The 15,012-nt window shown below is 61.5% G+C and carries 11 protein-coding genes; 6 read left to right on the forward strand and 5 right to left on the reverse strand.

Annotation, left to right across the window (positions count from 1 at the left end; all coding sequences use genetic code 11):
• Positions 1–116 precede the first annotated feature (116 nt).
• The 5 genes from AC2S2E_RS14885 (at position 117) to AC2S2E_RS14905 (ending at position 5,542) form a co-directional block, all read left to right on the forward strand.
• The gene (locus tag AC2S2E_RS14885; protein WP_486522891.1) at positions 117–1,490 is read left to right on the forward strand and encodes an MFS transporter; all 1,374 of its coding nucleotides are present in this window, start codon (positions 117–119) and stop codon (positions 1,488–1,490) included.
• Positions 1,491–1,837: 347 nt separating this feature from the next.
• Positions 1,838–2,701, forward strand: a complete 864-nt coding sequence (locus AC2S2E_RS14890; RefSeq protein ID WP_486522892.1) for a transglutaminase-like domain-containing protein — start codon at positions 1,838–1,840, stop codon at positions 2,699–2,701.
• A 214-nt stretch (positions 2,702–2,915) separates the two neighbouring features.
• Positions 2,916–3,302, forward strand: a complete 387-nt coding sequence (gene copC / locus AC2S2E_RS14895; protein WP_486522893.1) for a copper homeostasis periplasmic binding protein CopC — start codon at positions 2,916–2,918, stop codon at positions 3,300–3,302.
• On the forward strand, positions 3,302–4,204 hold the full coding sequence (gene copD, locus AC2S2E_RS14900) for a copper homeostasis membrane protein CopD (protein ID WP_486522894.1): 903 nt from the start codon (positions 3,302–3,304) through the stop codon (positions 4,202–4,204). The genes copC and copD overlap by 1 nt, the downstream gene beginning before the upstream one ends.
• Before the next feature lie 72 nt (positions 4,205–4,276).
• Positions 4,277–5,542, forward strand: a complete 1,266-nt coding sequence (locus AC2S2E_RS14905) for a glycerate kinase type-2 family protein (protein WP_486522895.1) — start codon at positions 4,277–4,279, stop codon at positions 5,540–5,542.
• Positions 5,543–5,591: 49 nt separating this feature from the next.
• On the opposite strand, the gene AC2S2E_RS14910 is transcribed toward AC2S2E_RS14905, so the two are convergent.
• Both AC2S2E_RS14910 and AC2S2E_RS14915 read right to left on the reverse strand, forming a co-directional pair.
• Positions 5,592–7,799 carry a xanthine dehydrogenase family protein molybdopterin-binding subunit gene (locus tag AC2S2E_RS14910; RefSeq protein ID WP_486522896.1) on the reverse strand — a complete coding sequence of 736 codons (2,208 nt, stop codon included), beginning with the start codon at positions 7,797–7,799 and terminating at the stop codon, positions 5,592–5,594.
• The gene (locus tag AC2S2E_RS14915) at positions 7,796–8,266 is read right to left on the reverse strand and encodes a (2Fe-2S)-binding protein (RefSeq protein WP_476107675.1); all 471 of its coding nucleotides are present in this window, start codon (positions 8,264–8,266) and stop codon (positions 7,796–7,798) included. Before AC2S2E_RS14915 ends, AC2S2E_RS14910 begins: the two co-directional genes overlap by 4 nt.
• Positions 8,267–8,458: 192 nt before the next feature.
• Here AC2S2E_RS14915 and AC2S2E_RS14920 point away from each other — a divergent pair, with 192 nt between their 5' ends.
• A complete protein-coding gene (locus AC2S2E_RS14920; protein WP_486522897.1) occupies positions 8,459–9,307 on the forward strand; it encodes an aldose 1-epimerase in 849 nt (282 codons plus the stop codon).
• Here the strand turns inward: AC2S2E_RS14920 and AC2S2E_RS14925 are convergent.
• The 3 genes from AC2S2E_RS14925 to AC2S2E_RS14935 all read right to left on the reverse strand — a co-directional run bounded on the left by AC2S2E_RS14925 (position 9,298) and on the right by AC2S2E_RS14935 (position 14,808).
• Complete coding sequence (locus tag AC2S2E_RS14925) at positions 9,298–10,671, reverse strand: putative 2OG-Fe(II) oxygenase (protein WP_486522898.1); 1,374 nt, start codon at positions 10,669–10,671, stop codon at positions 9,298–9,300. The two genes, AC2S2E_RS14920 and AC2S2E_RS14925, sit on opposite strands and share 10 nt — an antisense overlap.
• The gene (locus AC2S2E_RS14930; protein WP_486522899.1) at positions 10,668–12,182 is read right to left on the reverse strand and encodes a tryptophan halogenase family protein; all 1,515 of its coding nucleotides are present in this window, start codon (positions 12,180–12,182) and stop codon (positions 10,668–10,670) included. The genes AC2S2E_RS14925 and AC2S2E_RS14930 overlap by 4 nt, the downstream gene beginning before the upstream one ends.
• A 94-nt stretch (positions 12,183–12,276) precedes the next feature.
• The gene (locus AC2S2E_RS14935) at positions 12,277–14,808 is read right to left on the reverse strand and encodes a TonB-dependent receptor domain-containing protein (RefSeq protein ID WP_476107679.1); all 2,532 of its coding nucleotides are present in this window, start codon (positions 14,806–14,808) and stop codon (positions 12,277–12,279) included.
• Positions 14,809–15,012: the final 204 nt, after the last annotated feature.

Below are 15,012 nucleotides of genomic sequence, written 5' to 3' on the forward strand. Positions count from 1 at the left end.
AGCAGCATGTCCGGCAAAGTTTGGCATGAACCGCGGCCCTTTCAAGTTGACGCGCAAGGTTGCGCGTTGCAGGCGAAGCCGATGATATTGCCAGCGTGATTGAAAGGACATCCGGCATGGCCGTGCAAGCGGACAAACCACGCAGCTTTCGTTTGATTGCGCTGGTGATCGCCTCCGCTCTGTTGATGCAGCAACTTGACGCAACGGTATTGGCCATTGCCATGCCCGCAATGGCGCGCGATTTGGCCGTGCCGGCCTCGTGGCTCAGCGTGGGATTGACCTCTTATCTGGTCTCGCTTGCGATTTTCATCCCGGCCAGCGGTTATATGGCGGATCGCTGGGGCGCACGGCGGATCTATTGCGCGGCGATTGTGGTGTTTCTGCTGGGTTCGGTTGGCTGTGCCCAGGTGCAAGGATTGGGCGCGCTGGTTCTGGCGCGCATGGTGCAGGGTCTGGGCGGGGCGCTGATGATGCCGGTGGGGCGGTTGATCCTGATCCGCTGTACCCCGCGCGATCAATTGATGGCGGCGCTCTCGTGGCTGGTGATGCCGGCGCTGGTGGGGCCAATTCTGGGGCCGCCGCTGGGGGGCTTTATCATCACATGGCTGGACTGGCGCTGGATTTTCTACATCAACTTGCCGGTTGGCTTGCTGGGGCTGGTGCTGGCGCTGTGGCTGATGCCGCCGATGCCGCGCGAAGCCGCCTTGCCCTTTGATGGCAAGGGCTTCGTTCTGTCCGGCGCCGCGCTGGGCTGCGGGGTGTTTGGGTTGGAACTGGTCAGCCGCGCATGGGGAGGCCCATTGGCATGGGCATTGCTGGCGGCGGCAATTCTGTGGGGCTGGGCCTATGTCCGCCATGCACGAGCGGTTCCAAGCGCTCTTCTGGACCTTTCTCTGCTGCGCATTCCTTCGTTTGGGCTGTCGGTGGCGGCGGGCAATCTGATCCGCATTGCACAGGGGGCACAGCCCTTCCTGCTGGCCCTGATGCTGCAAAACGGATTTCACCTTTCGGCCGCGTCCGCCGGGATTGTCGCCATGGCGGGCGCGGTGGGCGCCGTGGTGATGAAACCCCTTGCCCCGCGCATTATCGGCCACTTCGGCTATCGCAACAGCCTGAGCGTGGTGGGCGTTATCGCCAGCATCGGCTATGGCGCGCTGGCCTTTTGGCAGCAAGGATGGCCAATGAGCGCAATGATGGCCGTTCTGGCGGTAACGGGGCTGTTTACCTCGCTGGGGTTCACCGGATATAACACGGTGGCCTTCCTCAATATTCCTGCCGAACGGATGAGCGGGGCCACCAGCCTTTATGCCACGATCCAGCAATTGTGCTTTTCGCTGGGCATCTGCATCGCGGGGGTGGTGCTGGAAGTCATCGGGCGCGTCGATGTGGCGGGGGACGGGGTGATGGGCTATCGCGCCGCCTTCCTCACTGTCGCGGCGGTGTCAGGATTGGCGCTCGCGTTCAATCTTCGGCTCTCAAACCAACATTGATCAACGGCGCGGGCTGTTTTCGGAAAATTACCGAGGCGCAAAATTTCCCAACGATACAAAATGGGCCGAGCTTGCACGGCTCTCCGCCGATTTTAACAGGTCAATTGCCGCAAACGCGCCGTTATATGCCATGCAATCATCGGCATCGGTTTGATTTCCCGGCTTTTCGCGCGGCGCAAAGCATCGGTGGCCACAGACGCAAATATGGGCTAACACTTTGATCAGCCCCATCGCGCCGGATTGAGATCAGGTCATCTCCACCCTGTTCAGAGGCCAAGCGATCCCACAGGCGCCTATCCGCGCCTCCTCCCTTCATCGCCCTCCCTTTCTCAAGAAAGCCATGCTGCATGCTGATCCGCGCCGGATACGATATTGGGTTCACCTGCGAACATCCCGTTCCGATGCTGGCAAAGTTGAGCGTGCATCCATCGCGCAACAAGGATTTGCGCACAGCCCAGCGCATCTTCACCACGCCTGACGTGCCGCTCTATGACTATGTCGATGGTTTCGGGAACATCTGCACGCGGCTGACCATGCCGGCGGGCGGAATTACCATTTCCTGCGGTTTTATCATCGAGGACTCTTTCGAACCCGACCTTGTCGACATTCACGCCCGGCAGGCGCCGCTGGCCGAATTGCCCGACGATGTGCTGCACTATCTTTTGGCCAGCCGGTATTGCGAATCGGACCGCCTGCTGGAACAGGCGTGGAGCCTGTTCGGCCATGTGCCGCAGGGATGGCCGCTGGTTCAGGCGATTGTCGATTATGTCCATGGCGCCATCCGCTTTGACTATATGGCCGCGCGTCCGACCAAAACGGCATGGGATGTCCTGCATGAAGGCACGGGCGTATGCCGTGATTACGCCCATCTGGCCATTGCGCTGTGCCGGTGCATGAACATACCGGCGCGCTATTGCACGGGCTATCTGGGCGATATGGATTTGCCCGCGATTGTCGGCGACATGGATTTTTCGGCATGGTTCGAAGTTTGGCTGGGGGGCCGCTGGTACGTCTTTGACGCAAGGCATAATTTCCCCCGCCGTGGCCGCGTGTTGATGGCGCGCGGGCGCGATGCGGCCGATGCGGCGCTGACCACGACCTTTGGCCCGGTCACGCTATCCCGCTTTGAAATCTATACGGACGAAGATCGCCTGGGCTTTACCCCGCCCAACACGACGGCGGGCGGGGGCGGCGCAAACCCCAGCGTTTAACGCGCCATCCCTGTCGGCCCGGCTGGCCCTGAATAGGATTACGCAAAGCCTGCGCAATCCTGCGCCGACAGGGTACTTTGAAACCGCAGATTATTGCGCGGCAAAGAACGGAAATGCACTACCGCGCCCGGCCCCTGTGATTCTATAATCCGGCGTCCTATGAAAGGGCCGGGCGATACGCCCGACTTTATCATTCCCCTGGGAGTTCGATCCGATGCGCCAAATTCTTGCCTCCACTATGGCCGCGTGTGTTGCTGTTGCCGGCTTTGCCGCGCCCGCTCTGGCCCATCCCAAGATCGTTTCCGCCTCCCCGGCCGAAGGCGCCGCCGCCAGCAAGGTAACGCAGGTGTCGATCACGTTCAGCGAACCGCTTTTGGCCGCGATGTCGGGCGTGGATGTGGTGATGACCGGCATGCCCGGCATGGACCACCACGAACCGATGAAGATGACCGGCGTCAAATCCAGCCTTGCCCCCGATGGCGTCACGCTGGTGGCCAAGCTGCCGCGCGCTCTGCCCGCAGGCAATTATGACGCCAACTGGCACGTCGTTTCCAAGGATACGCATCGCGTTTCGGGCAAGCTCAGCTTCTCGGTCAAGTGATGGGGGAAACGCTGGTCTGGCTGCGCTGGCTTCAGTTCATCGATCTGGGGCTTGTCTTTGGCGCCGGCATGTCGGCCCGCCTGCTGGGCCAGCGTTTCGCAACCGGGCATGGACGCTGGGTGCTGGCTCTGGGCTGTATGCTCGGACTGGTGCTGGGTCTGGGCGAGTTCGCCTTTATCCTTGCACGGATGGCCGATACGCCGGTGGAGGAACTTGATCCCTCACTGATTTCGATGATGCTGACGGAATCGGCTTTGGGCTGGGCGTTGATGGCGCGCGGCCTGTTCCTGACCGTCACCCTGCTGCTCCTGATTTTGCGCCCTCACGCACCACTTGCCTTGGTTGCGGGATTGGGCGCTCTGGCCTCGGCCTGTCTGGCATGGGGCGGTCATGCGGCAGCCTCGATGGGTACGGAGGCGTTGATCCGTCTGGGCGGAGACATGGCCCATCTCTGGGCTGGTCTGACCTGGCTGGGCGCGTTATTCTGGTTCACCGCCATGCTGTGGCGCGCCACAGCGCAGGATCGCGTTGCACTTGCACGGCTTGGCGGTCAATTGAGCGGGTTCGCGATGGTGGGCACGGTGCTGGTTGGCGTGCTGGTTCTCAGCGGCGTCGGTAATCTGCTCTTTCTTTCCCCGCCCGCGCAATGGGCGGAAATGGCACGGGCACCCTATGGCCGCTTGCTGTTGACCAAGCTGGGGCTGTTTGGCGGCATGTTGCTGCTGGCGGCGCATAATCGCTTTCATCTGGTGCCTGCGCTGGAACGGGCGGGTGATGCGGCGTCTTTGCGTTCCTCCCTTGCGGCCCTTCGCCGCAGCGTGACGGTGGAAAGTGTGCTGGCGCTGGGCGTTATCTGGTGCATTGCTGCGGCCGGTACGATGGACCCGATGGGCGCGTCCTGAACCCATCTCCGACCTGCGGCACGGATGCCAAATCCGCTTGTCGTGCCGGGTGGATGCTTTAGGTTTTGCATCATGAACGATGCCAACGCCCGCGCCGATTTGCTCGCCATTCATCAGGCCGCGATTGAGGCGGCGCTGCCCGTCCATCTGATGGCCGACCATATTCCCCCGCGTCCAAAGGGGCGATGCGTCATCATCGGCGCGGGCAAGGCCAGCCCCGCCATGGCCGCCGCATTGGATGCCGCCTTGATCGAGGCATGGGGCGAAGATGCCCCCGTCTCTGGCATCGTCGCCACACGTTATGGCCACGCCACACCCGCCGGGCGCATCGCCATTGTCGAGGCCGGGCACCCCGTCCCCGACGCCAACAGCATCATCGCCGCGCGCCGGATCATGCAGGCGGTTGAGGGATTAACGCCTGACGATCTCGTCATCGCGCTTGTCTCTGGCGGCGGCTCGGCCTGCATGGAATGGCCCATCGAGGGGATGGAGCTTGAGGATCTACAGGCCCTCAACAAGGCGCTTTTGTCCAGCGGCGCGCCGATTACCGAGATGAACATTGTTCGCCGCCACCTCTCGCGCGTCAAAGGTCGGCGGTTGGCGCAGGCGGCCGCACCGGCCCCGGTCCTGACCCTGCTTATCAGCGATATTCCCGGCGATGATCCCGCCGCCATCGCCTCCGGCCCCACGCTGGCCGATGACAGTACACCGCAGGATGCTTTGGCGATTATCGGGCGATATGACCTGCCCATCCCCGCCGCCGTGATGGATGCTTTACGGCAAACAGAGCCTTGCGCCGCAAAGGGTGATTTTCACATCATCGCCTCGCCTATGCAGGCGTTGAAGGCTGCGGCAAAACAGGCTGCGGAAATGGGGTATACGCCCCTCATCCTTGGCGACGCGATTGAGGGCGAAGCAAGCGAAATGGGCCGGATTATGGCCGGTATCGCCCTGTCGGCCCGCCAGCATGGGCATCCCGTTTCCGCCCCCGTCGCCCTGCTATCCGGGGGAGAAGCCACGGTCACGCTCAAGGGCGGTGAATGCGGCAAAGGCGGGCGCAACACCGAATTCACGCTCTCGTTGGCGCTGGCGCTGAAAGGGGCCGATGGCATTTGGGCATTGGCCGCCGACAGCGACGGCATAGACGGCAGCGAGGATGCAGCAGGCGCGATTATCACCCCCGACACACTGCAACGCGCCGCCGTTCTGGGACTTTCACCCACGCATCATCTGGCGGGGCATGACAGCTATAGCTTCTTCAAGCCGCTGGACGATCTGTTGATCACCGGCCCGACGATGACCAATGTGAATGACTTGCGCATCATCCTGATAAAGTAACGGGGCGGAAAGCCTGCGCCCCCGCCCCGTTGACAAAACCAAGTTCAAATCACGCAAAATTGGCCAAAGGCATTTTACGCAGCCGTTTGCCGATCAGGCGCGACACCGCATTGGCCACCGCGGGCGGCACTGCGGGCAGACCCGGTTCACCAATCCCGCCCATCGGCGCGCCGCTTTCGACAATCCGCACATGGACACGCGGCATGCGATCGGGCGACAGGATCGGATAGCCGTCGAAATTGCGCGCCACGCGCAAACCGTCCTTATAGACTGCTTCCTCCACCAGCACTTCGGACAGGCCGAGTGCGACGGCGGAATTGACCTGTGCCTCGATGATGGCGGGGTTGACGATGCTGCCCGGATCGATGGCCTGCCACAGGTCGTGGACCTTGATCTGGCCATCGACGATCGAAACTTCGGCCATGGCCGCCGTTTCCGAACCAAAGGGCGATGCCATGGCGATCCCGCGCGCGCGCTTTGTGCCGTCCGCCGCCGTGAACGGACCAGCCTTCCAGCCGCCCGCCAGATCGACCACGCTTTTGAGCAAAGTCGTCAGCCGTGCATTGCCTTCCAGCAGTTTCAGGCGCAGCGCATAGGGGTCCTGACCGCCCTTGTCCGCCATTTCGTCAAGGAAGGTTTCATACAGGAAATCATTCATCGAATTGCCGACCGAACGCCAATAGGCCAACGTCGTGGGGCTCTTGACGAAAACCTGCGCAATGCGCTTGGCCGGAATGGCGTATTTCTTGCCGGTCAGACCTTCCAGCGCCGCATCGTCGATCTTGGGGCCGCGCTTGTCGGCGATGCCCTCGGTCGGCCCTTCGGTGACGCTGACGGCTTCGATGGCAATGGGCATGCCCGACGCATCCAGAGCGCCGCGGAAACGCACCGCCGCCATCGGGCGCAGAGGATCGCGCAGGAATTCCTCCTCACGCGTCCAGATCAGCTTGACCGGACGCCCCACCCGTTTGGCCAATTCGACCGCCTGCGGCCATGGCGTGCCATGGGGATAGATGAAGTGACGTCCGAAAAACCCGCCCAGCAGCGGCGAATGAATATGGATCTTGTCCGCTGAGAGCCCCGTCGCCTTGGCCACTTCGGCCAGGAACATTTCGGGCGCCTGATTGGGGAACCACATGTCCAGCGTGCCGTCCGCATTATAACGTGCCAGCGCCGAGGGCGGCTCCAACTGGGCATGGTTCACGAACTGGCTTTGATAGGTGGCGCTGATGGTCGTGGCGGCCTTGGCAAAAGTCGCGGCCATATCGCCTTCGGTTTCGGCCACCTCTTCCTTGCCCTGATAGGTGGCAAGGTGCTGGGCAAACGCCTCGGTCGAGAAATCGGCGGGCATGGGGCGATAGGTTTCGCCCGTCGCCTCGGCCCAATCGACCTGCGCGGCCTCAACCGCGCGGCGTGCGTGCCAGAAGCGTTCGGCAACCACCGCCACCGCGCCGGGCAGGACATGCACCGAATGCACGCCCTTCATCGCCTTGACCTCGGCCTCGTTACGGATCTTGACCACCGTCTGGCCCAGACGCGGGGCGTGCTGGACGGCGGCATGCAGCATGCCGTCCACCTTCATGTCGATCGAGAATTGCGCCTTGCCGGTCGATTTGGCGCGCACGTCCAGACGCGGCTGACGCTTGCCGATCCAGCGGAAATTCTTGGGGTCCTTGAGCGTCACATTGACGGGCGCGGGCATGTCCAGCGCGGCCGGGGCCAATTCGCCATAGGTCATGCTCTTGCCGCTGGCCTTGTGCAGAACGCGGCCCGGTTCGGTGGTCAATTCACCGACCGGCACGCCCATCTTCTGCGCTGCGGCCTGAACCAGCATCGCGCGGGCCGTCGCGCCCAGTTTACGCATGATGGCATAGGAACTGCGCACCGAAAACGACCCGCCGGTGATCCGCATCTGGCCAAAGACGACCTGATAGTCCGGGCCGGGAGGCGCATTTTCAACCGTAAAGCTGGCCGGATCGGCGTCCAGTTCTTCGCCCACGATCTGGGCCATGGCGGTCCAGATACCCTGACCGCCTTCTACAAAGGGGCTTTGGAACAGGATCGAATTGTCCGGGCGAATGGCCAGAAACGCCGGAACGCGGGTGCCCGGCACGATCTTGGCCGCGCCTTGCGCCCGGGCCGCGCCCGTCGGCACGCCAAAGCCAAGGACCAGAGCGCCGGCCCCGGCCCCAACGATAAAGCTGCGCCGCGAAACGTTGACCGGTTCGTTCATCGGATTTGCAAAGGGCAGGTTCATGCCTTGGCTCCCTTTTCGCCCAGTCCGGCCACGTCGCGCACCGCCGCCTTGATGGCGTTATAGGTGCCGCAGCGGCAAAGGTTGACCATCGCCGCTTCAACATCGGCATCGCTGGGCTTGGGGTTCTGTTTCAACAGCGAGGTCGCCGCCATCACCTGACCGGACTGGCAATAGCCGCATTGGGGCACCTGATGCTTGACCCATGCCTCGACCACTTTGGCGCCGACGGCGTCCTTTTCCATCGCTTCGATGGTCGTCACCTTGCGCCCGGCGACCGCCTCAACCGGGGTGACGCAGGAACGCATGACCGATCCATCCACCAACACCGAACAGGCCCCGCATTGCGCCACGCCGCAACCATATTTCGTGCCCGTCATGCCCAGATCGTCGCGCAGCACCCACAGCAAGGGCGTGTCGTTTTCGGCATCGATTCGGCGCTTTTGACCGTTGATGGTGAGTTCGATCATGATTTTTCCTGAATTTTCAGCAAAGTGATGGTCTTGGCGGGGGTGCTGGAGCCATCATCTCAAGGCGGGACAGTAATGACATCACGGTTAGCATTCATCTTGAATATCATTCAACGCCAACTGAACCCAATTTGCCATTGTCATGCCATGCCGCCCCCTTCTCTTTTCATCCACGCAGGCTAAGGTCGCCGCATGACGACCTCCAGCTTTCTCAATCTGGCCAAGGGCAAGGCCACCTGTCAGATCGCGCCGGACCATGGCGGATCGATCCTGTCGCTCGATTATGACGGGGTGCCGGTCATGCGCCGCGCGGTGGGGGATGACCCACTGGACATGGCCTGTTTTCCGCTGGTGCCCTTTGCCAACCGGATTGCGCATGGGCGCTTCGCGTTCAACCATGTTGAACACCGCATCGCGGTGGACCATCTGGGCGCGCCCCATGCCATCCATGGCAATGGCTGGCGCCGCGCATGGTTGGTCGAGGCATCGGGCGAGGATCACGCCACGCTGCGTCTGGACGAGGATGCGGGCGATTGGCCATGGCCCTACACCGCATGGCAGACTTTCTCGCTGGATGAGGACGGGCTGAGCGTCGAACTGACCATTGAAAACTGTCATGCAACCGAGGCCATGCCCGCCGGATTTGGCCTGCACCCCTATTTCCCACGGTTTCCGGAAAGCGCGATCACCGCGACTTCCGATGTCATGTGGTTCAACGACGCCACCGGCCTTGCGCAAAGCCCGCAGGATTCGATCCTGTTTTCCGGCGCGCCGGTGCCAGTGGAGGCCTTTGACGGGCTGGACAATTTCTTTGTCGCGCCCGACGCCGTTGTGACCATCGCCGGCGGCCCGGTGGGCGTGGCGATCTCAGACCCTGGCGCAGGTTTTCACCTCTATTGCCCCGGCGACCACGACTTCTTCTGCGTCGAACCCGTCAGCCATGCACCAAACAGCTTTGGTCGCGGCGAATGGGGCGAAGCCGACATACTGGCCCCCGGTCAGCGGCGCAGCCAGACCTATCGCTTCACCTTTCAACCCTGAGCGGGCACAATATCAAAGGCGATGTTGAGCCTTTCCCCGTCCTGTGTCGGCATGGTGCCATGCCACAGGGTGGACGGGAACAAGACAACATGGCCCCGCTGCGGCGCGATGGTGGCATAGGGTTGCAAATCAAGGCCAAGTTCGGTGGGCGGCGCGCCATAATGGAAATGACCCGACGGCGGCACTTCATCGTTGGGCAGGCTGACGTAGAAAGCGCTGCTGATCCAGCCCATCGGGTGGGAATGGGTGACGTTAAAGCCGCCCCCATTCAGGCGCACCGACCAGCTACCGCTGATCCGCAGATCATTGCGCGGGCGCGACAACAGGGGATGCGCGGCGTCATGCGCGGGCAAGGCAGTCACATAATCCGCCACCGCCGCCATCAAAGCCATCCTTGCCCGTTGGAGGATGGGTTCGTGGCGCAGCAAAACCGAGCGATCCGTCTGCGTCCCCCCGCGCACCGATTGTTCGGCATAGGGTAATTGCGCCGTGTGTAGATGGCGCAGGCATTGCGCCAATTCGTCCAACTCCCCGCCGCTCAAACCAACATCCATGCTGCGCACAAAATCCCCATCGAGCCATTGGCCACGCGGGTCGTCCAGCAAACGCCAGCAGGTTGAAACATAGGGCCATGCCTGCCCCGCCAGCGGCGATCCGGGCTGGGCCTCAGCCAGCGGCAGGGCAATGGCCAAAGCAGCCTTTGGATCGCCCATGCGAAGCGCCGCACGGATACGCGCAATCTGGACAAAGGCATCGTCCCATCCCGACGTCGCGGTCAAAAGGCGGGCCGTTTCCTGCGCATCCCCGCTTTCATTGGCGATGAACAGTCGCGCCTGCACCAACGGCTTGGTTTGCCCCAGATGCCTTTCCGCCTCGTCCAGAATGGCGCGGGCGCGGGGCCAGTCGCGATGCTGCGCCACGGCGGAAAACCAGCCGAGCCAGAGGCCCTGCGCGTGCGGATGGGCACGGGCGGCGGTCGCGAACGAAGCATCGAAACCAACCGCATCACCCGACGTCCAACGCAAAGCCGCCAGCACCCGGTGCCCATCCAGCCATTGCGGATTTTGCGCCAGAGCGCGCGTCAATAAATCAACCGCCTCACCCAATCGCCCCTCGCCCGCCTCTGCCATGGCGCGATTGCGGATGGCGTCGGGATTGTCGGGCCACAGGCGGCAGACCTCTGCAAAAAGTTCCGCCGCAGGATGCCCCAATTCATAGCGTGATTGGGCATGCAGGAATGCAATCAATCGATCGTCGGGGGCCAGCGCATGGGCCTTGGCGATGGCGTCATCGGCCTCGATCATGCGCTGCTGCGCGCGGAGGCTGCGCGCCTTGTCACGCCATGCGATGGCCGATGCGTTCATGCCGCCGAACAATGTTGGGCCAAAACCGCGCCATGCATCGGCATCCGCCCCGCCTCGGCCGCCATGGCTCCGCGCAATTTGCCCAACCATTCGCGCGCATCCACGCCGCGATAGTCGATTAACGGGTCTAACCCTTGCGGAATATTGCCCTGCCCCACATGCACGGCCAACCATGATGGCGGCGCGAACAGGTCAAGTTCGCGCGCGATCAACCGGCCATTGCGCCGGAAATGCTCGATTTTCAGCGCCAGCGTGTCGGGAATATCCATGGCCGCAACATAGCGCCACAGTTCGCTGTCCTGCCGCTGGGTCAATTTGTAATGCAGGATGATGAAATCGCGGATCCGCTCCATCTCGCCATGAGCGATTCGGTTGAATTCATCGCGGGTCAGGGGATCGAAATCACGCGTCGGGAACAGCGCGAGTATCTTGGAAATATTGGCTTGGATCAGATGGATCGAGGTCGATTCCAAAGGTTCGAGGAAGCCAGACGACAGACCCACCGCGATAACATTCTTGTTCCAATGCATCCGGCGCCGCCCGGCGGTGAAACGCAAATGGCGCGGATCACCCAAAGCCTCTCCATCAAGGCGTTGGGACAGGAGATCGGCGGCCCGGTCATCCTCCATGAACTGGCTGCAATAGACATAGCCATTGCCGACGCGGTGCTGCAACGGAATGCGCCATTGCCAGCCCGCCTCACGCGCGGTGGAGCGGGTGTAGGGCGTGGGGTTGGGATCGCCCGCCGGATGGGCACAGGGCATCGCCACCGCGCGGTCACACGGCAACCAATGCGACCAGTCATCATAGCCGGTTTTCAGCGCCCCTTCGATCAAAAGCCCGCGAAAGCCCGAGCAGTCGATGAAGAGGTCGGCCTCGATGGTCCGCCCGTCCTGCATGGTGACGGATCGGACATGGCCGCTTTCGCCATCCAGTGCGACATCGCCAATCTTGCCCTCGACGCGTTCAACGCCGCGCTTTTCGGCATAGGCGCGCAGGAAGCGGGCATAAAGCCCAGCATCAAAATGATAGGCATATTCAAAGGTGGACAGCACGCTGCGCGGATCGGGCGAAGGGTGGGAAAAGCGCCCCGCCCGCGCGATATGCCATGCCATCGAATAGTCATCGAGCGGAGTGGCATCCCCCTCCATCCGCGATTTCAGCCAGTATTGATGCAGCGGCACCATGTCGAAATTGCGCCCATGCGGGCCAAAGGGGTGGAAATAGCGGTTGCCCTCATGCCCCCATCCGACAAACTCAATGCCCAGTTTAAAGCTGCCCTTGGTGGCTGCCATGAACTCGCGCTCGTCAATGCCCAGCGTTTCGTTGAAGATGCGGATGGGCGGGATGGTCGCCTCGCCAACGCCCACGGTTCCGATCTCCTCGCTCTCCACCAGCGTGATCGCGCAATCCTGTTTGAGCGCATTGGCCAACATGGCCGCCGTCATCCAGCCCGCCGAACCGCCGCCAACGATCAGAACCTTGCGGATTTTCCGATCTGAATCGCTCACTCGCCCTCTCCCTTGGCCCTGTTCTAATCCAAAAAGAAGGCGGGCCGGAAGTGTCCTTCCGCGCCCGCCCGCTTTTTCACACCTGTAACAGCGATCAGAAGCTGAAGCGCGCCGACGCCATGACCGTGCGGCCCACCATGCTGGTGATGTTGATGACCGAGCTGGTGCCATTGGTCGTTGCAACACTGTTGCCCGGCCCCATTGCCGTCAGCGTGTTGAACAGGTTCTGGACATTGACGCCCAGTTGCAGGTTCTTGATCGGGCTGTACTTCACATTCGCGCCCACCACGGCCGCGCCCGGATATTCCAGACCGTTGTTGTCCACCGTGCTGGTCACACCCGTCACATTCGCGCCCACCGAGGCATTGTCCGTGATCGAGTAATTGGCCGCAAACGTATAGGACAGGTCAGGAATGGAGTCCGAACGGACATAGGCAGACGTGCCCGCGGGCATCTTTTCGGCCTTGTTATAGGTCAGGTTGGCGATCAGGTTGAACGGACCACGGCGATAGGTGCCATAGAATTCCGCGCCCATCGTGCGATACTTGTTGGCGATGATGCAGCCCGCCGCCGCGCCGCCGCATTTGGTGGCCGACAGTTCATAGGTCGTGATGTTGAAGTTCGAGCGATAGACCGTCAGTTCCGCCGTGTAACGGCCACCGAACAGATTGCCGCCGTTCTTCACACCCACTTCATACTGGTTCACATAATCGCTGACAGCCGCCGCGCCGGTCGTGCTGTTAAGCGAGCCGTCACGGTTGAAATACCCATTGAACGTCATGCGATCCGCGTTGAAGCGCGAACCACGCGAGGCGCGAACGAAGAGCGACATGTTCTGCATCGGCTTATACAGACCACCGAACGACCAGGAGGTCATGTCCTTGCTGTAATTGATCACCTCGGCCGCCGCATCGGGCAGGTAATAGGGGATCGCCGTCGTCACATAGGCCGCCTTGGCCGCGTTATACTGGTAAACGTTGGTGGTATAGGCCCTGCCGGTGCTGATCGAACCGGTGCCCTGCCCATGGTTGAAATCCTGACGGAGCGAGCCATCGACCTGCCAGTCGCCGCCGTCCAGATTGAGGCTGACATAAGGCGCATTGTCGGTGAACGTGTAATCGTAATTACGCGCACAGCACGAACCCCAGTTATTGCCATAACCGGCAATGCCATTGGCCGTCAGCAGGTTGCCCGATGCATCATACAGGTCCAGCATCGCCGGATTGCTGCCCTGCGCCTCGCTGAAGGTGCGGTTGGTGTGCCAATCCATCGCGATATTCTGGCTCATATAGAACCAGCCGGCATAGACATTCGCGCGGATCTTGCTGGTCAGGTCAAATTTGCCCGACAGTTTCAGATCGTTGACGAAGCTGCCCAGATCGCGGATGCGGGTATAGACATTGGTGTTGTTGTTGAGCAGCGCCCCGGTGAACAGCTGTCCCGCATTCGGCCCGTTGGCATAGCGGATCGAGGCGACCGTGGCGGTCGTCAATTCATTGGGCGCGCTGCCGATCACGCCAGAGGTCGGCGTGGCGTTGAAGAAGCCAGAGGAGAAGCCGCCGCTGATCGAGCTGTAGCGGGCATTGTTATCCAATTTGATGCGCGGCGAAAATTCATAGTGGAATTGCAGTTGCAGCGTCTTCTGATTGGTCGTGATGCCGTTCAGAGGCGTCAGCTTGCGCGTGCCGTCAACATCGACATATTGGAACGAGGCATTGTTGATCGAATAGATCGATTGCTTGCGCGTGTCGAAATTGCCGCAAGGCGAAAGATTGCTGACCTTGCCGCCCCAGCCGGTGCCGCCGGTGATATTGCCGCAAGCGATGCCGCCCGTATCATTGGGTTCCTGCGTATCGGCCACCTTGAAGAGCAGGCGAAGATAGCCTTTGCCATCGCCCAGTTCCTTGGTGATGTTGCCGCGGATCTGATAGGATTTCGACACATTATAGGCCGCATGGCGCGGGCCATGGCCGATGTTCACAAAACCGCCGATGTTATAATACAGCGTGTCGGACAAAATGCCGGAATCGCGGAAATTGACCTTGGTAAAGTCAAAGTTCACGCCCTTTTCCAGCTCGACAAAGCCGCCCTCGGACTTGCTGGTCTTGCTGATATAGTTGATGACCGCGCCGGGCGCCTGGCTGGCCATGGTGGCCGCCGTACCGCCGCGCACCGCGTCCACGCTCTCGGTCAGCGCGTCGAACTTGGTGAAATAGTCGTTGTTGCCGAACTGGATGTCGCCGTACAGAACCTGCGGCAGGCCGTCTTCCTGAAGCTGGACAAAGGTGGCGCCGCCGGTGGCCACGGGCAAGCCGCGCACGGCGAAGTTGCCATTGCCGCCCGGACCCGAAATATTGGGCTGAAGACCAGGCAGGAGGCGCAGCAGGTCGCCCTGAGAATTGGGACGGAAATCGGCGATGGTCGAAGCCGAAACCGACGAGATCGAGATCGAACTGTTGAGCTTGCTCTTGTCGCCCGTCGATGCGGTCACGACGATGGCGTTCAGCCCGTCATCGGATGCAGGCTGGGCGGCGGCAGGCGCCTGTTCGGCGGCATAGGCAGAGGCCGAAAGGCTGGCCAGGCTCAACGCTGCAAAAGACGCGCACGACTTGAAAACTGATTTCATGATCAGATCCTCCCCCAAGAGGTATGGAACGCCCCCGGATTATTCCGGGCAGCTGATAGAATCGCCTCTAAACCCCAAAACAATCGGTTGCAATAGGTTTTGCAATCGAGTGCATTCTCGGTTTTTACTTTTTCCTCCCTGTTGCAAATAGGCGACAGTCGAACCGCGCCCTCTCTTTTATAGCATCCTACCCTATCTCTCACG

This window comes from Novosphingobium sp. 550D (genome assembly GCF_057401885.1).

Bases quoted from the DNA above. Each gene is read 5' to 3' on its own strand.
- AC2S2E_RS14920 (WP_486522897.1), top strand. From the start codon at position 8,459: ATGACGACCTCCAGCTTTCTCAATCTGGCCAAGGGCAAGGCCACCTGT.
- AC2S2E_RS14925 (WP_486522898.1), bottom strand. From the start codon at position 10,671: ATGAACGCATCGGCCATCGCATGGCGTGACAAGGCGCGCAGCCTCCGC.
- AC2S2E_RS14935 (WP_476107679.1), bottom strand. From the start codon at position 14,808: ATGAAATCAGTTTTCAAGTCGTGCGCGTCTTTTGCAGCGTTGAGCCTG.
- AC2S2E_RS14915 (WP_476107675.1), bottom strand. From the start codon at position 8,266: ATGATCGAACTCACCATCAACGGTCAAAAGCGCCGAATCGATGCCGAA.
- copD (WP_486522894.1), top strand. From the start codon at position 3,302: ATGGGGGAAACGCTGGTCTGGCTGCGCTGGCTTCAGTTCATCGATCTG.
- AC2S2E_RS14905 (WP_486522895.1), top strand. From the start codon at position 4,277: ATGAACGATGCCAACGCCCGCGCCGATTTGCTCGCCATTCATCAGGCC.
- AC2S2E_RS14910 (WP_486522896.1), bottom strand. From the start codon at position 7,799: ATGAACCTGCCCTTTGCAAATCCGATGAACGAACCGGTCAACGTTTCG.
- AC2S2E_RS14885 (WP_486522891.1), top strand. From the start codon at position 117: ATGGCCGTGCAAGCGGACAAACCACGCAGCTTTCGTTTGATTGCGCTG.
- copC (WP_486522893.1), top strand. From the start codon at position 2,916: ATGCGCCAAATTCTTGCCTCCACTATGGCCGCGTGTGTTGCTGTTGCC.
- AC2S2E_RS14890 (WP_486522892.1), top strand. From the start codon at position 1,838: ATGCTGATCCGCGCCGGATACGATATTGGGTTCACCTGCGAACATCCC.